The sequence below is a fragment of the Agrococcus sp. SCSIO52902 genome (assembly GCF_022983135.1).
GTDB classification, from domain to species: Bacteria; Actinomycetota; Actinomycetes; order Actinomycetales; family Microbacteriaceae; genus Agrococcus; species Agrococcus sediminis.
Genome location: NZ_CP095269.1, coordinates 360,805 through 383,623 on the forward strand (window position 1 = coordinate 360,805; position 22,819 = coordinate 383,623).

Genomic DNA, 22,819 nt, shown 5'->3' on the forward strand with positions numbered 1-22,819 from the left:
CACCCGTTTGCTGGTCACGACAGAGACGGTGCACGATGCGCAGGATGACGGCGGCCGCGGCCGCGCTCGCACTGATGGCGACGCTCGGCGTCGCGCAGGGCGGCGCGGAGCGCGCCGAGGCGCAGGGGCTCGAGGTCGGCGGCTCCGGCAACGCCTACTACCTCAACGACCAGTTCACGACGACCGCGAACATCCAGTTCTCGTTCGGGCTCGCGACCGACCAGGTGTACTTCGGCGACTGGGACGGCGACGGCGTCGACACGCCCATGCATCGCCGGGGCGCGACCTTCTCGCTCTCGAACGCCAACGCATCCGTCGCCCCGCAGCAGACCTTCACCTACGGCCGCTCGGACGACCAGGTGCTCGTCGGCGACTGGGACGGCGACGGCGTCGACACGCTCGCCGTGCGCCGCGACACGGTCTTCCACGTCCGCAACTCGCTCTCCGACGGCAGCGCCGACGCGGTGATCGCCTACGGGCGCTCCGGCGACACGGTGCTGGTCGGCGACTGGGACGGCAGCCGCACCGACACGTTCGCCGTGCGCCGCGGGGCGCAGTACCACGTTCGCAACACCATCACCAGCGGCCCGGCCGACGTCGTCGTCCAGTACGGCCGCGAGGACGACGACGTGCTCGTCGGCGACTGGGACGGCAACCGCAGCGACTCCTTCGCCGTGCGCCGCGACTCGACGTACTTCATCGCCAACCAGATCCGGCCCGGCGAGGCCGACGTCACGGTCGTCTACGGCCGCGTCGACGACGTCGCCTTCGCGGGCGACTGGAACGGCGACGGCGCCGACACCCTCGGCGTGCGCCGCGTGGCCGCTCCCCCGCCCGTGCCCGCCGACCCGGTGAACTGCACCGGGACCGGCGCGAACCAGGTCGACCCCGCGGTGTGCCAGACGATGGAGACGGCCCGCGCCGACATGCTCGCGCTCGTCAACGCCGAGCGCGCCGAGCGCGACCTGCCGGCGCTGCGGCTCGACCCGTGCCTCGACGAGGTCGCCCAGCACTGGGCGGAGTCGATGGCGTGGCTGCGGACGACCGGCTCGGCGCACAACCCCGACCTCACCGCCGACATGCGTGCGTGCAGCATGCGCAGCTGGGGCGAGAACGTCGCCCGCGACCGCGTCCCGACTCCCGACGAGGAGCGGATCATGGAGCGCTGGCTCGCCTCCACCGGCCACTACAACAACCTCATGACGAGCAGCCGCACGCTGATCGGCGTCGGCGTCGCCCCGAGCAGCGACGGGCACTGGTACTACGTGCTCGACTTCGGCCAGAAGTAGTCGCGCGGCTAGGCTCTCCCTGCGAAGGGGGCCCATGAAGCTGTTCATCCAGATCCCGTGCCTGAACGAGGAGCAGACGCTCCCGATGGTGCTCGAGACGATCCCGAAGGAGATCCCGGGGATCGACGAGATCCACATCCTGGTCATCGACGACGGCTCCACCGACCGCACGGTCGAGGTCGCCCGGGAGCACGGCGTGCGCCACTTCGTGCGCCACCGCCGCAACATGGGGCTCGCCCGCTCGTTCCACGACGGCATCGAGTACGCGCTCTCGCACGGCGCCGACATCGTCGTCAACACCGACGGCGACAACCAGTACCCGCAGGAGATGATCGGCGAGCTCGTGCAGCCCGTCATCCGCGGCGAGGCCGAGATCGTGGTCGCCGACCGGCAGACGCACACGATCGAGCACTTCTCCCCCTTCAAGAAGGCGATGCAGCGCTTCGGCAGCTGGGTCGTGAACCAGGCGGCGGGCACCGACCTGCCCGACGCGGCGAGCGGCTTCCGCGCGTACTCGAAGTACTCGCTCATCCGCCTCAACATCGTCACGCGCTTCAGCTACTGCATGGAGACGATCATCCAGGCCGGCAACAAGCGGCTCGCGATCACCTCCATCCCGGTGCGCACCAACCCGAAGACGCGCGAGTCGCGGCTGTTCAAGAACATCTGGCAGCACATGCGCGAGTCGGGCCTCGCGATCCTGCGGGCCTACTTCATGTACAAGCCGTACGTGTTCTTCGCGACGCTCGGCGTGCTCTTCACCGTGGCCGGCGCGGTGCCGTTCATCCGCTACCTCGTCCTCGTCTGGATGCAGGCGCCCGGCAGCTACGTGCAGTCGCTGCTGCTCGGCGTGCTGCTGTTCGTCGGCGCGCTGCTGTCGTTCGCGATGGGGGCGATCGCCGACCTCACGCGCATCACGAGATCGCTGCAGGAGGACTCCCTCGAGCTCGACAAGCTCGATCGCTACGGCCACACGCGCAACTGGGTCACGCTCCCCGCGAAGCCCGAGCACGACACGACCGCAGCGTGAACGAGGGCCTCGCGCGGGCGAGGGAGCGGCTCGCGGCGATCGGATCGAGCGCGCCGCTGCGGTGGGTGCGGCGCCACAAGCGGGCGCTCGCGATCGCGGTGCTCGTGCTCGTCGCGGTCTTCATCGCCGTCTACGTCGCGGTGCGGCCCGAGATCGTCCGCCAGGTGCTCGCGGTCGGTCCGGCCGCGCTCGGCTGGCTCACGGGGCTCTACGTGCTCATCGTCGCGACGCACTGGGCGATCCTGCTGCTGACCGTGCGCTGGTGCCAGGCGCGCATCGGCATCCGCGAGGGGCTGCTGCTGACGGTCTACTCGACCGTCGCCAACTTCTTCGGGCCGCTGCAGAGCGGGCCGGGCGTGCGCGCCGCCTACTTGAAGGCGAAGGTGGGCGTGCGCCTGCGCGACTTCACGCTCGCGACGCTCGTGTACTACCTCGCGTTCGGCGCCGTGAACGTGTCGCTGCTGTTCGCCCGCACGCTCCCCTGGCTCGCCGCGCTCGGCCTCGCCGCGACCGTCGTGCTCGTCGCAGTGGTCGCGTGGCGGTCGGGCGCGGGGCGCCGCATCGTGACCGCCGCGATCGCCGCCGTCACGGCCGTGCAGGCGCTGCTCATGGCCGCGGTGTACTTCGTCGAGCTCAACGCGGTCTCCGGCCCCGGCGCGGACGTGCTGCAGTCGCTCGTGTACAGCGCATCCGCCAACCTGTCGCTCTTCGTCTCGATCACGCCCGGCGCGATCGGCTTCCGCGAGGCGTTCCTCGGCTTCGCGCAGTCGCTGCACGGCGTGGGCCTCGACGCGATCATCGCGGCGGGCATCGTCGACCGCGCGTTCTACGTGCTGTTCCTCGGCGCGCTGTTCGTGCTGTCGAGCCTGCTGAACCTGCGGGCGATGTTCTCAGCGCCGGCCGGCGGCGACGCGGATGCCCGCGAGGGCGGTGCCGAGGGCCTCGGCGATGCGAGGGCGTGAGAACGCTCGCTCGTAGAGCTCGCGCCCGCGGCGGCCGACCTCGGCCAGCTCGTGCGGGTGGTCGGCGGCCCAGCGCGCCGCCTCGGCCACGGCGACCGGGTCGCCCTGCGGCACCACGAGCGCGTCGGAGCGGTCGGTGAACGCACTGCTCTCGAGGTTCGCGCCCACGAGGGTCGGCACCCCCGACGCGAGGAACTGGTAGGTCTTGCCGGTGATGACGTACCGGCTCTGCACGGTGTCGCCGAGCGGCCCGCCGATCGCGAGCCCCGTCTCGGCGAAGAGGGCGGGCAGCTCCTCGTACGGCACCCAGCTGCGGTAGCGCACCCGCGCGCCGCGCGAGACGGCGGCGTCGACGCGGGCGCGGTCGTCGTCGGTGCCGCCGACCACGTCGACCGCGATGTCGTCGCGGCCGGCGAGCAGCACCGCGGCCTCGAGCAGCACGTCGAGGCCGTGCAGGGGCAGCATCGAGCCGTAGTAGAGCACCCGGAACGGCGTGCCGGGCTTCCGCGACGCCGGGCGGAAGGTGGCCTCGTCGGTGCCGACGGGCACCACCTTCCAGAGCTCGCGCGGCAGATCCATGAGCTCGGCGGCGTGGTCGGCGTGCGACGCGGTGTCGGCGAGCACCACCGCGCAGCGCCGCATCATGGTGCGGAACGCGCCGCGCAGGGCGCGCGCGGGCAACGAGCCCGGGCGCAGGCGCCGGTGCTCCTCGACGAACCACTCGACGGGGTTGATGAACTCGTCGTACACGACCGGGCGGCCGCCGGCGAGCGCGAGCACGAGCGGCACGACCTCGAACGCGCGGAACGTGACGAGGTAGGCGTCCGGCCGGTCCCGGCGCATCCGCCACAGCTCGCCCGCGACCTCGGCGTAGCGACGCACGCTGCGGGAGCGGTTCTTGACGACGATCGCCTCGTCGCCGAGGTCGGCGACCGCGGTGCGGAGCGTGATCGCGCGCACGTAGTCGGGCTGGCGGTAGCAGGTCACCACGGCGATCCGGCGCACGCGCCCCCCTCCCGATGCGTCGCCCGGGCGCTGCCGGATGCAGGCGGGCTCGGGTCAGGCTAGCCGAGGATCGGCGCTAGGCTCAGAGGCTGGCGCGGAGAGAGGCGGGCGATTCGTGACCACACCACCGGACGCGACGGCCGCACCGCTCGTCGCGGTGCTCATGGCCACCCATGACGGCGCCGCCTTCGTCGAGGAGCAGGCCCGCTCGATCCTCGGGCAGCGCGACGTGCGCGTGCGGCTGGTCGTCTCGGACGACGCCTCGACCGACGGCACCCCGTTGCTGCTCGAGCGGCTCGCCGCGGACGAGCGCGTCACGGTGCTGGCGCCTGGGAGCTTCGGCACCCCGCAGGCCAACTTCCTGCGCCTCATGCGCGAGGCCGACGTCGACGGCGCGGTCGCGGTCGCGCTCGCCGACCAGGACGACGTCTGGCACGACGACAAGCTCTCGCGGCAGCTGGCCCTGCTCGAGCGGCTCGACGTCGACGCGGTCTCGTCGAACGTGGTCGCCTTCTGGGAGAAGGAGGACGGCAGCCGTCGCACCGAGCTCATCGACAAGGCGCAGCCGCAGACCCCGCTCGACTTCCTGCTCGAGTCGGCGGGCCCCGGCTGCACGTTCCTCATCGACGCCGAGGCGTTCGCCGCGATCCGCGACGCCATCCGGCAGCCGCCGCACGGCAGCGCGCGCATCGACGACAGCGCCGTGCCGCACGACTGGCTCGCCTACGCGATCGTGCGCGCGAGCGGCGGGCGCTGGCACATCGACGCCGAGCCGACGCTCGACTACCGCCAGCACGACGCCAACGCGACCGGCGCGAACACCGGGCTCGCGCAGGCCGCGGTGCGGTTCCGCCGGCTCGCCTCGGGCGAGTACCGGCAGCAGTGCGGCGCCGTGGCGCGGCTGAGCGCCTCGGTCGCCGACGACGCGCAGCGCCCGCGGCTCGAGCGGATCGCGCCGCTGTTCGACGGCACCGACCTCGGCTCGCGCATGGCGCTGCACCGCCTCGCCCCCGAGCTGCGGCGCGAGGCGACGGAGCGGCGCCTGCTGCGCATCGCCCTCGTGCTGGGCTTCTGGTAGCGGGTCAGCCCCTGAGGTCGCCGGCGATGCGCTCGAGCTCGGCGGGGCCGAGCGAGGCCGCGAGCTGCCGGTCGTTGCCCGCGTGCAGCACGTTCTGCAGGTAGAGGCCGCTCACCTGCGAGCCGGGCACGAACGGGTAGTTCGCCGGCTCCGCGCTCGTCTGCACGATCCGGCGGCCGGCCCGCACCGCCTGCGCGTACAGCCACACGTCGTCGGCCTCCGGCGCCGCCTCGAGGAACCGGGTGCCCGCCGCGCGCAGCTCCTCGAGCAGCGGGGCCGGGAACAGCTGGCCCGACACCGAGGTGCCGAAGCTGCCGAAGCTCGGCGCCGTGCTGTGCGCGGGCGTCCACGACGTGTAGGGCGCGAGGCCCTCGACGCCGAGCGCCACGCGGTGGGCGCGGTGCGCGACGACCGCGCCCGGGTGGGCGCGCGCCACCTCGAGCAGCCGGCACAGCCAGTCGCGCGGGTAGAGCTGGTCGTCGTCGCTCGTCACCATCGGCAGCTCGTGCGCCGGGGTGCCGCTCACGTACGGCCACCACTTCGTGTGCACGCGCAGCCCCGGGTCGACCCGGCGCACCTCGAGGCCCCGCCGCTCCAGACGGCCGAGCGACGTGGGCAGCTCGGCGAGCGAGGGGTCGTCGAGCCACAGGATGAGCCGCCTCGGCCGCTCGGCGCCCTCGCCGATCGACTCGATCGCCGCCCAGACGGAGCGGATGCGCGCCGCGGTCGTCGTCATCACCACGACCGCGGGCGCGTCGCCCACGACCGGCGCTCGGGAGGCGAGGTTGCGGATGCGCAGGCGCGCCAGGCGGGCGAGCGTGGCCGCCGAGGGGCTGTCGTCGTAGAAGCCGCGGCCCGACTGGAGGCCGAGCGCGCGCCGCGCAGCATCCCCTCCCCGCTCGCGACCCGAGCGGATGACGTGGCGGAGGCGCTCGCGCGCCGCGCTGCTGCGAGGGCTGGTCATGGGCCCAGGCTACGCGGGCGGGAGCCCGGTGCCGCCGCGGCTAGACTCGACGCACCGACCCCGACCGGAAGGCCAGCCACGTCGTGAAGATCCTCGTGACCGGCGGCGCCGGGTTCATCGGCTCGAACCTCGTGCGGATGGCCCTGACCGACCGCCTCCCAGGCCTCGAGGGCGCTGCCGTCACCGTCCTCGACGCGCTGACGTACTCGGGCACCCTCTCGAACCTCGCCGCGGTCGCCGAGCACCCGCGCTTCGCCTTCGTGCAGGGCGACATCCGGGACACGGGCCTGCTCGACCGCCTGCTGCCGGGCGTCGACGCGATCGTGCACGTCGCCGGCGAGAGCCACCTCGACCGGGCGGCGCGCGACTCGTCGGTCTTCGTCGAGACGAACGTGGTCGGCACGCAGCGGCTGCTCGACGCCGCGCTCCGGCACGGCGTGCGCCGCATCGTGCACGTCTCGACCGACGAGGTGCTGGGCTCGATCGAGGAGGGCTCCTGGAGCGAGGACGCCCCGGTCGACCCGAGCACGCCCTACGCCGCGTCGAAGGCGGGCGGCGAGCTGCTCGCGCGCAGCTACCACCGCACCCACGGGCTCGATGTGCGCATCGCGCGGCTCTCGAGCAGCTTCGGCCCGCACCACTTCCCCGAGAAGCTCATCCCGATGCTCATCACGAACCTCCTCGACGGCATCCCCGCGCCGCTCGCCGGCGACGGCGGGCACGTGCGCGACTGGCTGCACGTCGACGACCACTGCCGCGGCATCGCGCTCGTGCTCACCGCCGGCAGGCCCGGCGAGACCTACCACCTCGGCGGCGGCGCCGAGGTGTCGAACCGCAGGCTCGCCGAGCTCGTCGTCGAGGCGACCGGCAGCGACTGGTCGATGGTCGAGCCGACCGCCGACGAGCGTGGCCACGACCGCCGCGCATCGCTCGCGAGCGCGAAGGCGCGCGACGAGCTCGGCTTCGCCCCGCAGGTGCCGTTCGAGCAGGGGCTCGGCGACGTCGTGCAGTGGTACCGCGAGCACCGCTCGTGGTGGCAGCCGCTCAAGGAGCGGGTGGCGCTGTGAGCGACGCGCATGGGCCCGAGGCGCACGAGCGCGACCGCCTGACGGTCGTGCTCGACGAGGTCGGCGAGCGCTCGACCACGTCGGTCGGCCGCTACTCGGCCGAGATGGCCCGCGCGCTCGTCGCGACCGCCCCCGAGGGGCTCGAGGTCGGCGCGCTGTCGGCGCGCGTGAGCGACGCCCGCGAGGCCCGCATCCGCGAGGCGCTGCCGGGGCTCGCCGAGCTGCGCCAGACGGCCGTGCCCGCCCGCGAGCTGCGCGAGGCGTGGCTCCACACGATCACCACGATCCCCGTGCACGGCCTCGTGCACGCGACGAGCCTCATGGCGCCGCTCACGCGCGAGCGCGAGCCGGGCGACCAGGTGACGGTGACGGTGCACGGCCTGCAGTCGATGTCGGACCGCTCGGAGCGCAAGCAGCGCTGGTTCGACCGCGCCCTCAAGCGCGCGCTGCACCGCGCCGACGGCATCGTGGTGCCCTCGACCGCCGTGGCCGAGGACCTCTCGCTCCTGGCCGACGTGGGCGACCGCGTGCGCGTCGTGCACCCTGCGCCCGCGGCCGCGCTCCTGCGCGCGGCGAACTCCGGCGCCGCGGCGGCGTCGCGGCTCGCCCTGCCGTCGGAGTACGTGCTCGCGATCACGGCGCCGGGCGCGCGCGGCCAGGCCGAGCGGCTCATCGAGACCGTCGCGAGCGACGCGATGCCGGATGCGCGGGTCGTCGTGGCCGGGCCGGTGCAGTGGGGCGAGACCACGCTCGCGGCGCTCGCGGTCGAGGCGGGCATCGCGCCCGGCCGGCTCGTCATGCTGGGCGAGCTGACCGACGCCGAGCTCGCGACCGCCTACCAGCGCGCGCTCGCGCACCTGCACGTCGCGGAGCAGGACGCCCTCGGCCTCACGCTGCTCGAGGCGGCGGCGCTCGGCACCCCGACCGTGCATCCGGCGACCCGCACGCTCACCGAGATCGCGGGCGACTCGAGCGTGCCGGTCGAGGGCGGCCCGCACGAGCTCGCCGCCGCGCTCGCGGGCCTGCTCGCCGACGAGGAGGAGCGCACGCGCCTGCGGCTGCACGCGCAGGACCGCGCCCGCGCGTTCACGTGGGAGGCCGCCGCGCTGCAGGTGTGGCGGCTGCACGCCGAGCTGTAGCGGCGCCTGGGGGCCCCGGGCCGCTGCCGCGCTACGGCGCGGGCGACTCGGTCGGCGGGGCGATCGCGTCGGCCTCGGCGAGTGCCGCGGCCACCATCGCGTGGATCTGCTCGAAGTCGGGGTCGCCGGTGTTGACGCCCGAGTCGGGCACGAGCTCGAGGTTCGTGATCGGCAGCTGCCGGGTCTCGAGCGCGAGCTCCGACAGCGAGCCGATCATCGACTGCGGGATGTCGGACTGCACCATGTCCTGGCCGGCGTTCGCGAGCTCGGTGTACTTCGTGAGCAGCGTCTGCGGCGTGAACTGCCGGATGAGCGCCTCCTGCACCTGCCGCTGCCGCTCCATGCGCGCGTAATCGCTCGTGCCGGCGCGGCTGCGCGCGTACCAGAGCGCGTCGTGGCCGTCGAGGCGCTGCAGGCCGGGCTCGATCCAGTCGCGCACGACCTCGCCCTCGATCGCGATCGGCACCCGCTCGGTGACCTCGATCTCGAGGCCGCCGAGGGCGTTGACGAGGTCCTCGAAGCCGTGCATGTCGACGAGCACGAAGAACTGCAGCTCCAGCCCCGTCACGCCCTCGACCGCGTCGCGGGTCGCCTCGATGCCGGGGCTCGAGCCGTTGGCCGCGGCGTCGGGGTAGAGCTCGGGGTTGGCCTCGCCGTACGTGTAGGTGCCGTTCAGCAGGCAGTCGCTCGTCTCGCAGTCGAAGCCGTTCGGCCACGGCCCCCACATCGGCGACCCTGGCGAGAACGGCGCGTTCCGCAGGTTGCGCGGCACGCCGATCATCGTCGCCGCGCCCGTCTCGGCGTTGACGGTGACGACGGTCATCGAGTCGGCGCGCAGCCCCTGGCGGTCCTCGCCCGCGTCGCCGCCCAGCAGCAGGAACGTGTAGCGGCCGTCGATCGGCTCGACCGCGGGCCGCGCGAAGTCGAAGACGTCGCCGACGAGGCCGCGCGTCGCGTCGACGATCGTCGCCCCGTAGCCGGCGAGCGCAGCGGGCGCGACGGTCGCGAGGATCGAGACGATCGCGATGCCGGCGCGCGCGCGTCCGGCCACCTTCGGCAGCCGCGCGAGCCGTAGCGTGTCGAGCCCGAGCACGAGCCACAGCACGGCGTAGGCGATGAGCAGCACCTCGACCACGAGCAGGCCGATCGAGTTGCCGACGACCGTCAGCAGCGCGCTGCGCCACGCGAACCACAGCAGCAGCGCGACGGCCGCGAGCGCGAGCAGCCCGAGGGTCGCGACGATGCCGACGCGGCCGAGCCTGCGGTCGCCCGCGAGCACCTGGGCGCTGCCGGGCAGCAGGAGCCCGAGCAGCACGAGCCACCAGCCGCGCCGCTGCATCACGTCGGGACGGCGGCTGTCGGGGTGGCGGAGCGGGGTGCCGGTCTCCAGCAGCGTCATGCGCCCGCGTCCACGCGGTCGCGCAGCGCCCGGGCCTTCGCGTCGACCTGCGACTCGAGGTCGGCGGCGAAGGCGTCGAGGCGCGCCGCGAGGTCGGCATCGGTCGTGCCGAGGATGCGCGCGGCGAGGATGCCGGCGTTGCGGGCCCCGCCGATCGAGACGGTCGCGACCGGGATGCCCGCGGGCATCTGCACGATCGAGAGCAGGCTGTCGAGGCCGTCGAGGCGCTCGAGGGGCACCGGCACGCCGATCACCGGCAGCCGGGTCATCGACGCGACCATGCCCGGCAGGTGGGCCGCGCCGCCCGCCCCGGCGATGATGACGCGCACGCCGCGATCAGCGGCTCCGCGCGCGAAGTCGACCATCTTCTGCGGGGTGCGGTGCGCCGAGACGACGTCGACCTCGGCGGCGACGCCGAGCTCGTCGAGCACGGCCTTCGCCGCCTCCATGACCCGCCAGTCGGAGTCGGAGCCCATGATGATGCTGACCTGCGCAGGCATGCCGTCCAGGGTACGCGGGGTCGCGGCCTGGCCGTGACCCTCAGGCATCGAAGTGCGCGGCCGCGGCGCGCGCCCGGTAGGCGACCTCGTCGATCTCGTCGCCGATCGCGGTCACGTGCCCGACCTTGCGGCCCGGGCGCGCCGACTTCGCGTAGGAGTGCACCTTCACGTCGGGGTGCGACTGGAGGGCGGCCGCGTAGCGGTCGGCCATCGAGCCCGACGCGGGCCCGCCGATGACGTTCACCATCACGCTCGCCGGGGCGAGGATCGCGGTCGAGCCGAGCGGCAGGTCGAGCACGGCGCGCAGGTGCTGCTCGAACTGGCTCGTGATCGAGCCGTCGATCGTCCAGTGGCCGGAGTTGTGGGGACGCATCGCGAGCTCGTTGACGAGCACGCGGCCGTCGGCGGTCTCGAACAGCTCGACCGCGAGCACGCCCGTCACGTCGAGCTGCTCGGCGATGGAGCGGGCCACGTCGTCGACGAGGGGCTGGATGTTCGCGGCGTGCGGGGCGGGCGCGAGCACCTCGGCGCAGATCGAGTCGCGCTGCACGGTCTGCACGAGCGGCCAGACGACGGTCTCGCCCGAGGGCCGGCGCGCGACGAGCTGCGCGAGCTCGCGCGTGAACGGCACGAGCTCCTCGACGAGCAGGCGCGGGCCCCCGGCCGCGGCGCCCTCGAGCCAGTCGGCGGCCTCGGCAGCATCGCGCACGACCCGCACGCCCTTGCCGTCGTAGCCGCCGGTCGCGGTCTTCACGACGCCGACGCCGCCGTGGTCGGCCAGGAACCGCTCGAGGTCCTCCGGCGCATCCACCGGCGCCCAGTCGGGCTGCGGCGCGCCGATCTCGGCCATGCGCGCGCGCATCTCGCGCTTGTCCTGGGCGAAGCGCAGCGCGTGCGGGCCGGGGTGCACGGCGTGGCCGGCGTCGACGAGCCGCTGCAGCACCGCCTGCGGCACGTGCTCGTGGTCGAAGGTGACGACGTCGACGCCCTCGGCGAACGCGAGCACGGTGTCGGCGTCGCGGTAGTCGCCCACGGCGGTCGCCGCGAGCGCCGCCGACATGCCCTCGCCCTCGGCGAGCACGCGCAGCTCGATGCCGAGCTCGACCGCCGCGGGGATCATCATCCGGGCCAGCTGGCCGCCGCCCACCACGCCGACGATCATGCTGCCGCCACCTCCGGCCGGCCGAGGCCGATCACCCGGAAGCCCGCGGCCGACCAGGCCGCCGCGTCGAGCGCGTTGCGGCCGTCGACGACGACGCGCGCGTCGGTGATGCCGGCGAGCGCGGCCGGGTCGAGGTCGCGGAACTCCTGCCACTCGGTACCGAGCGCCAGCACGTCGGCGCCGCGCACCGCATCCGCCACCGACGCGACGATCTCGAGCCCGGGCACGACCCGCAGCGCCGTCTCGCGCGCCTCGGGGTCGTAGGCCCTCACCACGCGGCCGCCCTCCTGCAGGCGGCGCGAGACGTCGAGCGCGGGCGAGTCGCGCACGTCGTCGCTGTTGGGCTTGAACGCGAGGCCCAGCATCGCGACCCGGTCGCCGCCGACCCGTTCGAGCTCGCGCTCGATGAGCGCGACCATGCGGTCGCGGCGGCGCAGGTTGATGCGGTCGACCTCGCGCAGGAAGCCGAGCGTCTCGCCGTGGCCGAGCTCGTCGGCGCGCGCCTGGAAGGCGCGGATGTCCTTGGGCAGGCAGCCGCCCCCGAAGCCCAGGCCGGCGTTGAGGAAGCGCCGGCCGATGCGCGCGTCGAGGCCGATCGCGTCAGCGAGCTGCGTGACGTCGGCGCCCACCGACTCCGAGAGCTCGGCCATCGCGTTGATGAACGAGATCTTCGTGGCGAGGAACGCGTTCGCGCTCACCTTCACGAGCTCTGCCGTGGCGTAGTTCACGACGAGCCGGTCGGTGCCGCGCTCGAGGATGCGGGCGTAGACGGCGTCGAGCGCGGCGACCGCGGCGTCGTCGCCGTCGGCGACGCCGTAGACGAGCCGGTCGGGGGCGAGGGTGTCCTCGACCGCGAAGCCCTCGCGCAGGAACTCCGGGTTCCAGGCGAGCGTCGCGCCCGTGGGTGCGATCAGGTCGGCGAGCCGCTGCGCAGTGCCGACGGGCACGGTCGACTTGCCGGCCACGAGCGTGCCCGCCGCGAGGTGCGGCAGCAGCGACTCGACCGCCGCGTCGACGTAGGTGAGGTCGGCGGCATCGGAGCCCGCGCGCTGCGGCGTGCCGACCGCGACGAAGACGACGTCGCTCCCGGCCGCCTCGGCGACATCCGTCGTGAAGCGCAGCGTGCCCGCGTCGACGCCCGCGCGCAGCAGCTCGGGCAGCCCCGGCTCGAAGAAGGGCGGCTCGCCCCGGCGCAGGCGCTCGACCTTCGCCTCGTCGACGTCGACGCCGATCGTCTCGTAGCCGAGCGAGGCCATGGCCGCGGCGTGCACCGCGCCCAGGTAGCCGCAGCCGATGACGGCGATCTTCATGGGAGCTCCTCGAGGGGTGGGCGCCGGAGGCGCTGATGGGTCAGGCGACGTCGACGACGTCGGGGGCGACGACGCCGCGGGCGCCGAGCAGCTCGGACAGCATGCGCTGCACGAGGGAGGCGCTCGGCACGTCGGAGAGGATCACGGCGCGGTCGCCGCCGGTCGACAGCAGCACGTCGCCGGCGCCGAACAGGGCCTGCAGGCCGCGGCGCCGCACGGTGACGTCGTGGACGCGCGAGAGCATCGTCTCGCGCCGCGTGCCGCCGAAGCCGGTGCGGATGATCACCCGCTCGGTCGTGAAGGTGAAGCCGCGCGAGAGCCAGGCGAGCGTGGGCACGACGGTGAGCACCGCGACGACGATGCCGGCGACCGTGAGCACCGCGACGTTCCAGAGCGGCCAGTCGACCCGGTCGAGCAGCAGCGCCACGAGCCCCGCGCACGCCCAGAGCACGAGCACGGGCACGACGAGCACCCGCCCATGCGGTCGCATGCGCGCGATGACTCGCTCCTCGCCGGCTGGCACCCGACGATTCTCTCGCATCAGCGCACGTGCACGACGTCACCGGCCCGCACGTCGACGATTCCGTCGTCGGTCTCGACCTGCAGCTCGCCGCCGGGCCCGAGGCCGACGGCGGTGCCGGTGAGCTCGCCGTCGGGCAGCGACACGCGGACGTGCCGGCCGATCGTCGACAGGCCGGCGGCGACGGCCGTGCGCAGCGCGTCGCTCCCGAGCGCCGGCAGCAGCGCGTCGAGCGACTGCATGACGTGCCAGAGGATGGCGTCGGCGAGCACGGGGGCCGTGCCCTCGGCGCCCTCGAGCGTGAGCGACGTCGCGCGGTCGGTCGGCAGCTCGTCGGCGGTGAGCGTGAGGTTCACGCCGAAGCCCACCGCGACGCCGGTCGAGCGGCGCTCGCACAGGATGCCGGCGACCTTCCGGTCGTCGACGAGCACGTCGTTCGGCCACTTGATCGAGGCGCGATCGGCCACGAGCGGGTCGAGGGCGTCGGCGAGCGCGAGCCCGGCCGCGAGCGGCAGCCAGGCCACCGCATCCTCGCGGAGGCCCTTCGTGCGCACGAGCACCGTCGCGGCGAGGCACTTGCCGGCGGGGGCGACCCACTCGCGGCCCAGCCGGCCGCGGCCGGCGCGCTGGTCGAGCGTCGCCCAGGCCGTGAGGTGCGCCGCGCGGTCGTCGACGGCGTCGAAGGTGGAGCCGACCGTGCCGAGCTCGACGACGGTGCCGGCGCGGGACGCGCCTGGGAAGAGCATGTCCCCAGCCTAGGCGCGCGATGCGGGCCGCGGGCGGGCGGATGGAGGGGATCGCCACCGGATCCGGCCGAGACGCTGTGGGACCCCACAAAGGCGCCGCATGGGGTGCCCTCTAGAGTGGCATCCGTGATCGACGAGACCGTGCCCGACGTGGCTGGGGCAGCCGCACCCCGTTCCACGACCGCCGCGCGCATCGACGACCTGCGCGAGCGCCACCGCGAGGCGGTGACCGACAAGGAGTCGCGGGCTCGCGAGCGCCAGGGCGCGAAGGGCAAGAAGACCGCGCGCGAGCGCGTCGAGCAGTTCGTCGACAAGGGCTCGTTCGTCGAGTTCGACGCCTACGTGCGCCACCGCACGACCGCGTTCGGCATGGACGGCAACCGCCCCTACGGCGACGCCGTCGTCACGGGCATCGGCACCGTGCACGGGCGCCGCGTCGCGGTCTACGCGCAGGACTTCACCACCTTCGGCGGCTCGCTCGGCGAGGTCGCCGGCGAGAAGATCATCAAGATCCAGGACTACGCGATGAAGGTGGGCGTGCCCATCGTCGGCATGCTCGACTCGGGCGGCGCGCGCATCCAGGAGGGCGTGGTCGCGCTCGGCAAGTACGGCGAGATCTTCAAGCGCAACACCGCCGCCTCCGGCGTCATCCCGCAGATCTCGATCGTGATGGGCCCGGCGGCCGGCGGTGCCGTCTACTCCCCCGCGCTCACCGACTTCGTCGTCATGGTCGACAAGACGAGCCACATGTTCGTCACCGGCCCCGACGTGATCAAGACCGTCACGGGCGAGGAGGTCGGCTTCGAGGATCTCGGCGGCGGCCGCACCCACAACACCGTCTCGGGCGTGAGCCACTACCTGGCCGCCGACGAGGACGACGCGCTCGACTACGTGCGCGCGCTGCTCGCCTACCTGCCCGACAACAACCAGTCGGAGGTGCCGGTCTACGACCACACCGCCGAGCGCGTCGTGAACGACGCCGACCGCCGGCTCAACACGGTCATCCCCGACTCGCCGAACCAGCCGTACGACGTGCTGACCATCATCGAGACGCTCATGGACGACCGCGAGTTCCTCGAGGTGCAGCCGCTCTACGCGCCCAACATCGTCATCGGCTTCGGCCGGCTCGAGGGCCGCACGATCGGCGTCATCGCGAACCAGCCGAAGCAGATGGCGGGCACGCTCAACATCGAGGCGGGCGAGAAGGCCGCGCGGTTCGTGCGCTTCTGCGACGCGTTCTCGATCCCGATCCTCACCGTCGTCGACGTGCCCGGCTACCTGCCCGGCACCGACCAGGAGTGGTCGGGCGTCATCCGCCGCGGGGCGAAGCTGCTCTACGCCTACGCCGAGGCGACCGTGCCGATGGTCACCGTCATCACCCGCAAGGCCTACGGCGGCGCGTACATCGTGATGGGCTCGAAGCAGCTCGGCGCCGACATCAACATCGCCTGGCCGTCGGCCGAGATCGCGGTCATGGGCGGGCAGGGCGCCGTCAACATCCTCTACCGCAACGAGATCAAGCAGGCGGAGGCCGACGGGCACGACGTGCACGAGGTGCGCACCCGGCTCGCGAACGAGTACACGTACAACGTCGCATCCCCCTTCCTCGCCGCCGAGCGCGGCGAGCTCGACGGCATCATCGAGCCGGCCGAGACGCGCGTGATGATCACGCGTGCCTTCCGCGCCCTGCGCACGAAGCGCGTGCAGCGGCCCGAGAAGAAGCACGGGAACATCCCGCTGTGAGCGGCCGGCACGGCGACGCCGACGCCGACGAGCCCATCATGGCCGTCGTGGGCGGCTCGCCCACCCGCGAGGAGCAGGCCGCCGTCGAGGCGGTGCTCACCGGCATGGCCGAGGAGTGGGCCGAGACGAAGCACCGCCGCGTGCTCGACACCGAGAGCGAGTGGCAGGCGAAGCAGCGATCGGAGTCTGGACGCCGCTGGCGCCGCGACTGAGACCGGCGGCATAGCATCTGCCCATGGTGAGGCTTCGACGGGCGAGACCCGGGGCGGATGCGGGGATCCGGCGGCGCCGGTCGGGTCGCGGCTGGGCGTACCGGCACGACAGCGGCCGCGCCGTCTCGGCCGCCGACCGGGAGCGGGCCGAGTCGCTCGCCGTGCCGCCGGCCTGGAAGGACGTCTGGATCGCGGCCGACCCGCTCGCGCACATCCAGGCGATCGGCGTCGACGACGCGGGCCGCACGCAGTACCGCTACCACCCGGAGTGGCGGGCGCGGCGCGACCGCGTGAAGCACGAGCGGGCGCTCGACCTCGCCGAGACGCTGCCGGCGATGCGCCGCCGCGTCACGCGCGACCTGTCGCTCGAGGGGCTCCCGCGCGAGCGGGTGCTCGCCGCCGCGCTGCGCATGCTCGACATGGTCGCGATCCGCGCCGGCGGCGACGCCTACGCCGAGGAGCGGGGCACGCGCGGGCTCATGACGCTGCTCGTGCGGCACGCGAGCGTCGACGGCGACGCGGTGCGGCTGCGCTTCCCGGCGAAGTCGGGCCAGCGCTTCGACACGACGGTCGAGGACGCACCGCTCGCGCGCTGCGTCGAGGACCTGCAGGCGGGGCGCTCGCGCACGTCGCGGCTGCTCGCCTGGCGCGACGACGAGGGCGCCCACGCCCTGCGCGACGCCGACCTCAACGCCGCGGTGCGCGAGGCGACCGGCGGCGAGTTCACCGCGAAGGACTTCCGCACGCTGCACGGCACGATCGTCGCGGCCGTCGCGCTCGCGCGCGCCCGCGACACCGGCACGAAGGCCGCGCGGGCGCGTGCGGTGCGGGCCGCGATCGTCGAGGTCTCCGAGGCGCTCGGCAACACCCCGGCCGTAGCGAAGTCGAGCTACATCGACCCGGAGGTCTTCGCCCGCTTCGAGGCGGGCGCGACGATCGGCCTCACGGGCTCGCGCGAGCGCGCCCTGCTCGACCTGCTGCGCTAGCGGCCGAGCAGCGGCAGCAGCGCCTCGGCGACCGCGTCCTGCCGCAGCGACGACGCCGCGGCGCCCATGTGCGTGGCGTCGGTCCAGGTGGGCACGCCGTCGACGACGAGCGGGCACGTCGCCGCCTCGACCGCGCAGAACCACTCGAGGGTGCCCGCCACCGACACCCCGCCCGCGGCGAGCGCCGCCTCGAGCGCCTCGTGCCGCTGCCGCTGCTCCGGCTGCAGCGGCGACGCGCACGCGTCGAGGGCGCCGCCGTCGGCGTGCGCCTGGAGGCACGCCGCCGGCTCCGGCACGGGCGGCGGACCATCGAGGTAGAGCGTGGGGATGCCGAGCGCGTGCAGCCGCTCGGCGTAGGCGAGCGTGCCGGCGGCGAGCTGCTCGCCGGTGTCGGCGACCCGGCGCTCGTAGCCCTCCCCGACCCACCACGCGCCGTACGAGATCACGACCGCGGCGGGACGGCGCTCGGCCGCCAGCGCGAGGACTCCCTGCGCGTGCGCGTCGCACTGGGCGAGGAGCCCGCGCACCTGCGCCTCGACGACCGGCCCGGTCGAGAACGGGCACATCGAGCGGCCGAGCAGCTGCACGTCGGCGCGGCCGTCGAGCGCGCCGCGCACCGCCGTCGCCCAGGTCACCGCCTGCGAGTCGCCGACGATCCACACCTCGTCGTCGCCGGGCGCGTCGTCGAAGCGGCAGCGCTCCGGCGCGGCGAGGTCGACCGTCAGGCAGTCGTCGACCAGCCACTCGGCCACGCGGCCGTCCGCGCCCACGACGGCCTCGGCATCCGGCACCGACGGCGAGGCGGCGGCGGCCGCGATCCGTGCCGCGAGCGCGGCGCCGTCGAGCTCGGCGGGCGCCGTGGGGGCCGCGCGCTCGATGGCGTCGCGCTGCACCGCGGGTGCCGCCGCGAGCGCGACGGCGGTGACGGCTGCGACGACGGGCATCGCGAGCGCCAGGACGGGCAGCCGGCGGCGTGCACCGCGGGGCGCGTGCAGCCACGCGATCGCGCGCTCGGAGCCCCACGCGAGCAGCACCGACACGACGAGGACGAGCATCCCGCCGAGCGGCCCGACCCCGCCGCCCTCCGGTGCGACGAGCGCGATGAGGCCCAGCAGCACCGGCCAGTGCCAGAGGTAGAGGCCGTAGGAGAGCCCGCCGAGCCAGACGAGCGGGCGCGCCTGCAGCACGCGCGTGACCGGGCCGCGCGCCGCCTGCGCGTCGGCGCCGGCGTCGGCGCCCGCGATGAGCACGAGCAGCGCGCCGGCCACCGGCCACAGCGTCACCCAGCCCGGCTGCAGCCACTCCACCGGCAGCCGGCCCGCCGTGAGCACGAGCGCGATGCCGACCGCCGCGAGCGCGGCGCGCAGCCGGCCAGGCAGCGGGATGCGGGTGAGCAGCAGGGCCGCGGCGCCCCCGAGCGCGAGCTCCCAGCTGCGGGCGAACGTGTCGTAGTACGCGCCCACCGGGTCGATCGAGAGCCGCAGCAGCGCGTAGCCGAACGAGGCGGCGGCGACGGCCGCGAGCAGCAGGCCGAACCCGAGTCGCGCGTCGCGCATCCGCCGCCCGCCGACGAGCGCGAAGCCCGCCGCGGCGAGCACCGCGAGCGCCGTGAACTGCCCCTGCACGCCCATCGCCCAGAAGTGCTGGAAGGGCGACTTGTCGTGCCCCGCCGCGACGTAGTCGGTGCCGTCGGCCGCGAGCCGCCAGTTCTCCCAGTACGTCGCCGACGCGAACACATCGCTCAGCACCCGGCCGAACGCGAGCGGGCCGGAGGCGACGAGCGCGACCGCGCCCGCGACGACGAGCACGAGCGCCGCCATGGGGAACAGTCGCTGGGCGATGCGCCACAGCGTTCGCGGCACGTCGACGGCGCCGGTGCGCTCGATCTCGCCGATGAGGCTCAGCGCCAGGAGGTAGCCGCCGACCGCGAACAGCACGTCGACGCCGCCGGAGACGGTGCCGAACCAGATGTGGTGGCTCGCGACGAGGAGCGAGGCCACCGCCCGCAGCCCCTGGATGTCGAGCCTGCGGGGCGTCTGCGTGGCTGCCATGCTCCCTGCGGTCGTGCCGACGGCCGCGCGCCGCGACCCGCACCATGCTACGAGCCCGTCGTCGCGGCCGCCTGGGGTACCGTCGCGACATGCACGCGATCGTCTCGGGAGCCGGCGTCGCCGGGCTGGCGCTCGCCGGCCGGCTCGCGCTCGACGGCTGGAGCGTCGACGTGGTCGAGCGCGCGCCTGCCCCGCGCGCATCCGGCTACCTGATCGACTTCTTCGGGCCCGGCTACGACGCCGCCGAGCGGCTGGGGCTGCTGCCGGCGCTGCGCGAGCGCGCCGAGTCGTACGGCGAGCTGCGCTCGGTCGACGCGGCCGGGCGCGTGCGCGCCCGCCTGCCGATCGCGCTCGTCGAGCGCGCGGTCGCGGGCCGGTACCTCACGATCCTGCGGCCGCAGATCGTGGACGCCCTCCTCGCCGCGCTGCCCGAGGGCGTGCGGATGCGCTGGGGCGTCCAGGTCGAGACCGTGCACGACGACGGCGCCCGCGTCACGGCGCTGCTGTCGGACGGCGAGCGGCTCGAGGCCGACCTGCTCGTCGGCGCCGACGGCGTGCGCTCGCGCGTGCGGCAGCTCGCGTGGGGACCGCACGACGACTTCCTGCGGCCCGTCGCCGACCTGCTCGCGGTGGCGTGGATCGGCGACGACGCGGAGCTGTCGGCCGACCTCGGCGGGCGCGTCGCGATGCAGGTCGAGCTCGACCGGCAGCTCGTGGTGGCGCCGCTCGGCGAGACGGGGGTGACGGGCTTCGCGGTGCTGCGCGGTGTGGGGCGCACGGGCGGTCGGGGCGCGATCGCGCGGATGGGCGTGCTCGGCCGCCGCGCGGTGCGCAGCATCCGCGAGCCCTACGTCGACGACGTCGCGCAGACCGTCGTGCCGCAGTGGGTGCGCGGGCGCATCGCGCTGCTCGGCGACGCGTGCGGGGCGGTGTCGCTGCTGGCCGGGCAGGGCGCCTCGCTCGCGATGGCCGGGGCCGAGCGGCTCGCGGACGAGCTCGCGTTCGCGGCGCACCCGAGCGACGTGGTGGCGGGCCTCGCCGCCTACGAGCGCGACTGGCGCCCGGTCGTCGAGCGCGAGCAGGCGCGCGGCCGCCGCACCGCGAGCGCCTTCGCCCCGCACACCCGCCTCGAGCTCGAGGCGCAGCGCGCGATGTGGCTCGCGACCGCCATCCCCGGCGTCGCGCACCTCGTGGCGCGCGCCGCCGGCGGCGTGACGAAGTCGGCCTGAGCGCGCCCGCGCGCGTCGGCAGCCGCCCCTCGGCCGCGGATAGCCCGCGCACAACGCAAGCCCGCGCGGCTGATTCCGCGGGCGGATCGCCGCATCGCCGGGATCCGGGGCTGGTTCGCGCTCGGGAGCTTGCGTTGTGCAGCGGGCCCGCGGGCGGGCCGCCGGGGCGGTCAGCGGCGGAAGGACGCCACCGCCTCGACGTGGTGCGTCATCGGGAAGAGGTCGAAGGCCTCGAGCGCGTCGACCTGCCAGCCGGCCTCGGCCAGCAGCTTCGCGTCGCGGGCGAGGGCGACCGGGTCGCACGCGACGTAGACGATCTGGGCGGGCTCGAGGCCCGCGAGCAGCTCGATCACGTCGCGGCCGGCGCCGGCGCGCGGCGGGTCGAGCACCACGAGCCCGCGCGAGAGCCGCTCGCGCTCCTGGCCGCTCGCGCGCGACGCGAGCTCGCGCAGCCATCGGTCGACGCGGCCGGTCTCGGCGCTCGCGCCGATCCACTCGGCGAGGTTCTCGCTCGCGTGGTCGGTCGCGACCTCGTCGGCCTCGACGCTCGTCAGGCGGGTGCGCTCGCCGAGCGCCTCCGCGATCGTGGCGGCGAACAGGCCGACGCCGCCGTACAGGTCGAGGCTCCAGCCGGCCGGGTCGATCGCGTCGACGTCGATGGCGCGGCGCACCGCCTCGGTCAGCACCGCGGGCGCCTGCCGGTGCACCTGCCAGAAGCCGGCGCGGTCGAGCTGGAACTCGCGCCCGCCGACGGTCTCGACGATCGTGTCGGTGCGGCCGCGCCCGGGCTCGCCCTCCATCGCGATCACGTCGACCTCGCCGTCGCTCGTCTCGACGTAGTCGACGGCGGTGGCGCCCGGCACGCGCTGGTCGAGCTGGGCCGAGAGGCGGATGCCCTCGGTCGCGAGCGGCAGGCTGGTGACGGGCACGACCTCGTGACTGCGGGGCGCGAACGGGCCCTGGCGGCCGCGGTCGTCGACGTGCAGGCGCACGCGGGTGCGCCAGCCGAGCCCGCCGCGCTCGTCGTCGCCGGGCGCCGCCTGCACGGGCACGGTGCGCTGCATGCCGCCGGTGCGCTGGAGCGCGTCCTCGATGACGCGCTGCTTGAGCTCGCGCTGGCGGGGCAGCGCGATGTGGCCGAACTCGGCGCCGCCGGCGCGCTCGAGCGGCGGCCGGTCGATGGCGGCCTCGGGCCAGACGTGCGGCACGCGGTCGGCGCCGGCGCTGACGACCTCGAGCGCCACGGCGGTCGCGAACGACTTCTTCACGTCGACGACCTGCGCGCGCACGGTCTCGCCCGGCATGGTGTCGGGCACGAACACCACGCGCCCCTCGTGCCGGCCGACGAAGCGGCCGCCGTGGGCGACGTTGTCGATCGTCAGCTCGACGATCTGGCCAGGACGGATCTCGGATGCGGGCATGCGCCCATCCTCCCATCCGCGCCGGGGAGGCTCAGGCGATGCCGGCGAGCGACGCCGCGATCGCGTCGGCGCTGCGGTGCAGCGCCGCGAGCTCGCCGTCCTCCATCGGCACCTCGAGCACCCGCTCGATGCCCGCGCGGCCGACGACGGTCGGCAGCGACAGCGCGATCCCGGCGATGCCGTGCTGGCCGTCGAGCACGCTCGAGACCGGCAGCACCGCGTGCTCGTCGCCGAGGATCGCCTCGACGATGCGCGCGGTCGAGACGCCGATCGCGCTCGACGTCGCGCCCTTGCCCTCGATGATGCGGTACGCGGCGTGCACGACGTCGTCGGCGATGCGGTCGAGGGCCGCGTCGTCGAAGCGCAGCTCGCCGTCCTCGCGCCACTCGCGCACGAGCACCGGACCGATCTTCGCGCGCGACCACAGCGGGAACTCGCTGTCGCCGTGCTCGCCGATCATGAGCGCGTGCACGCTGCGTGGGTGCACCCGCACGAGCTCCGACAGCCGCCAGCGCAGCCGCGACGAGTCGAGCACGGTGCCGGAGGAGAGCACGCGCGCGGGGTCGAGCCCGCCCTCGCGCTGCGCGACCACCGTGAGCACGTCGCACGGGTTGGTGACGAGCACCACGATCGCCTCGGGCGCGTGCTCGCGGATGCCGGGCATCAGCCGGCGCAGGATCTCGGCGTTCCTGCCTGCGAGGGCGAGCCGCGGCTCCCCCGGGCGCTGCTTCGCGCCCGCGGTCACCACGACGACGTCGCTGCCGGCGATCGTGCGCAGGTCGTCGCCGCCCTCCACGCGCTTGCCGGCGAGGAACGGCAAGCCGTGCGCGAGGTCGAGCACCTCGGCCTCGGCCTTCGCGCGGTCGAGGTCGTACAGCGCCACGGCGTCGGCCGAGCCGCGGATGAGGGCTGCGTAGGCGATGGCGACGCCGACCGAGCCGGCGCCGATCACGGCGAGCTTCGTGGGGCGGGCGGCGGTCGGGGCGTCCATGCTGCTCACGCTAGG

Annotated in this window: 21 protein-coding genes; 10 read left to right on the top strand and 11 right to left on the bottom strand. The window is 74.6% G+C overall.

The window, feature by feature from the left end; genetic code table 11:
- The first annotated feature begins 44 nt into the window (after positions 1-44).
- The 3 genes from MU522_RS01780 to MU522_RS01790 are packed head-to-tail and all read left to right on the top strand — an operon-like array spanning position 45 to position 3,281.
- Complete coding sequence (locus tag MU522_RS01780) at positions 45-1,289, top strand: CAP domain-containing protein (protein WP_246992041.1); 1,245 nt, start codon at positions 45-47, stop codon at positions 1,287-1,289.
- Positions 1,290-1,323: 34 nt separating this feature from the next.
- Positions 1,324-2,319 carry a glycosyltransferase family 2 protein gene (locus MU522_RS01785; protein ID WP_246992044.1) on the top strand — a complete coding sequence of 332 codons (996 nt, stop codon included), beginning with the start codon at positions 1,324-1,326 and terminating at the stop codon, positions 2,317-2,319.
- Positions 2,316-3,281 (top strand): hypothetical protein, encoded by a 966-nt coding sequence (locus tag MU522_RS01790; RefSeq protein ID WP_246992046.1) that lies wholly within the window; start codon positions 2,316-2,318, stop codon positions 3,279-3,281. Before MU522_RS01785 ends, MU522_RS01790 begins: the two co-directional genes overlap by 4 nt.
- Here the strand turns inward: MU522_RS01790 and MU522_RS01795 are convergent.
- Positions 3,210-4,286 (bottom strand): glycosyltransferase, encoded by a 1,077-nt coding sequence (locus MU522_RS01795; RefSeq protein ID WP_246992048.1) that lies wholly within the window; start codon positions 4,284-4,286, stop codon positions 3,210-3,212. The two genes, MU522_RS01790 and MU522_RS01795, sit on opposite strands and share 72 nt — an antisense overlap.
- A gap of 115 nt (positions 4,287-4,401) precedes the next feature.
- On the opposite strand from MU522_RS01795, the gene MU522_RS01800 reads away from it, so the two are divergent.
- On the top strand, positions 4,402-5,364 hold the full coding sequence (locus MU522_RS01800; RefSeq protein ID WP_164877083.1) for a glycosyltransferase: 963 nt from the start codon (positions 4,402-4,404) through the stop codon (positions 5,362-5,364).
- 4 nt (positions 5,365-5,368) lie between these two features.
- Here the strand turns inward: MU522_RS01800 and MU522_RS01805 are convergent, their stop codons facing one another.
- The gene (locus tag MU522_RS01805; protein WP_246992050.1) at positions 5,369-6,328 is read right to left on the bottom strand and encodes a hypothetical protein; all 960 of its coding nucleotides are present in this window, start codon (positions 6,326-6,328) and stop codon (positions 5,369-5,371) included.
- A gap of 83 nt (positions 6,329-6,411) precedes the next feature.
- On the opposite strand from MU522_RS01805, the gene MU522_RS01810 reads away from it, so the two are divergent.
- The gene (locus MU522_RS01810; protein ID WP_128189117.1) at positions 6,412-7,395 is read left to right on the top strand and encodes a dTDP-glucose 4,6-dehydratase; all 984 of its coding nucleotides are present in this window, start codon (positions 6,412-6,414) and stop codon (positions 7,393-7,395) included.
- Positions 7,392-8,534 (top strand): glycosyltransferase, encoded by a 1,143-nt coding sequence (locus tag MU522_RS01815; protein WP_246992052.1) that lies wholly within the window; start codon positions 7,392-7,394, stop codon positions 8,532-8,534. Before MU522_RS01810 ends, MU522_RS01815 begins: the two co-directional genes overlap by 4 nt.
- 31 nt (positions 8,535-8,565) lie before the next feature.
- On the opposite strand, the gene MU522_RS01820 is transcribed toward MU522_RS01815, so the two are convergent.
- From MU522_RS01820 to MU522_RS01845, 6 genes are read right to left on the bottom strand one after another with little or no spacing between them, the layout of a single operon-like run.
- Entirely contained in the window at positions 8,566-9,933 is a 1,368-nt protein-coding gene (locus MU522_RS01820; protein ID WP_205649616.1) for an LCP family protein, read from the bottom strand.
- On the bottom strand, positions 9,930-10,433 hold the full coding sequence (gene purE, locus MU522_RS01825) for a 5-(carboxyamino)imidazole ribonucleotide mutase (protein ID WP_128189119.1): 504 nt from the start codon (positions 10,431-10,433) through the stop codon (positions 9,930-9,932). Before purE ends, MU522_RS01820 begins: the two co-directional genes overlap by 4 nt.
- Before the next feature lie 40 nt (positions 10,434-10,473).
- Entirely contained in the window at positions 10,474-11,595 is a 1,122-nt protein-coding gene (locus MU522_RS01830) for a 5-(carboxyamino)imidazole ribonucleotide synthase (RefSeq protein WP_246992054.1), read from the bottom strand.
- The gene (locus tag MU522_RS01835; protein ID WP_246992056.1) at positions 11,592-12,905 is read right to left on the bottom strand and encodes a UDP-glucose/GDP-mannose dehydrogenase family protein; all 1,314 of its coding nucleotides are present in this window, start codon (positions 12,903-12,905) and stop codon (positions 11,592-11,594) included. Before MU522_RS01835 ends, MU522_RS01830 begins: the two co-directional genes overlap by 4 nt.
- Positions 12,906-12,945: 40 nt before the next feature.
- Positions 12,946-13,428: a PH domain-containing protein gene (locus MU522_RS01840; protein WP_164877084.1), complete on the bottom strand. Its 483-nt coding sequence runs from the start codon at positions 13,426-13,428 to the stop codon at positions 12,946-12,948.
- Positions 13,429-13,445: 17 nt separating this feature from the next.
- Positions 13,446-14,171, bottom strand: coding sequence for a biotin--[acetyl-CoA-carboxylase] ligase (locus tag MU522_RS01845; protein ID WP_246992058.1), 726 nt, complete (start codon positions 14,169-14,171; stop codon positions 13,446-13,448).
- Between the two features lie 126 nt (positions 14,172-14,297).
- On the opposite strand from MU522_RS01845, the gene MU522_RS01850 reads away from it, so the two are divergent.
- The 3 genes from MU522_RS01850 to MU522_RS01860 are packed head-to-tail and all read left to right on the top strand — an operon-like array spanning position 14,298 to position 17,112.
- Positions 14,298-15,914 carry an acyl-CoA carboxylase subunit beta gene (locus tag MU522_RS01850; RefSeq protein ID WP_246992060.1) on the top strand — a complete coding sequence of 539 codons (1,617 nt, stop codon included), beginning with the start codon at positions 14,298-14,300 and terminating at the stop codon, positions 15,912-15,914.
- Positions 15,911-16,126: an acyl-CoA carboxylase epsilon subunit gene (locus MU522_RS01855; RefSeq protein ID WP_246992062.1), complete on the top strand. Its 216-nt coding sequence runs from the start codon at positions 15,911-15,913 to the stop codon at positions 16,124-16,126. Before MU522_RS01850 ends, MU522_RS01855 begins: the two co-directional genes overlap by 4 nt.
- Before the next feature lie 23 nt (positions 16,127-16,149).
- On the top strand, positions 16,150-17,112 hold the full coding sequence (locus tag MU522_RS01860) for a DNA topoisomerase IB (RefSeq protein WP_246992064.1): 963 nt from the start codon (positions 16,150-16,152) through the stop codon (positions 17,110-17,112).
- Here MU522_RS01860 and MU522_RS01865 read toward each other — a convergent pair.
- Positions 17,109-19,163, bottom strand: coding sequence for an acyltransferase family protein (locus tag MU522_RS01865; RefSeq protein WP_246992066.1), 2,055 nt, complete (start codon positions 19,161-19,163; stop codon positions 17,109-17,111). The genes MU522_RS01860 and MU522_RS01865 overlap by 4 nt on opposite strands.
- An 89-nt stretch (positions 19,164-19,252) precedes the next feature.
- Here MU522_RS01865 and MU522_RS01870 point away from each other — a divergent pair, with 89 nt between their 5' ends.
- A complete protein-coding gene (locus tag MU522_RS01870; protein WP_246992068.1) occupies positions 19,253-20,392 on the top strand; it encodes an FAD-dependent monooxygenase in 1,140 nt (379 codons plus the stop codon).
- Between the two features lie 170 nt (positions 20,393-20,562).
- On the opposite strand, the gene MU522_RS01875 is transcribed toward MU522_RS01870, so the two are convergent.
- Together MU522_RS01875 and MU522_RS01880 are read right to left on the bottom strand one after the other, a co-directional pair.
- Positions 20,563-21,813 carry a TRAM domain-containing protein gene (locus tag MU522_RS01875; RefSeq protein WP_246992070.1) on the bottom strand — a complete coding sequence of 417 codons (1,251 nt, stop codon included), beginning with the start codon at positions 21,811-21,813 and terminating at the stop codon, positions 20,563-20,565.
- A 31-nt stretch (positions 21,814-21,844) separates the two neighbouring features.
- Positions 21,845-22,804, bottom strand: a complete 960-nt coding sequence (locus MU522_RS01880; RefSeq protein ID WP_246992072.1) for an L-lactate dehydrogenase — start codon at positions 22,802-22,804, stop codon at positions 21,845-21,847.
- Positions 22,805-22,819 lie beyond the last annotated feature (15 nt).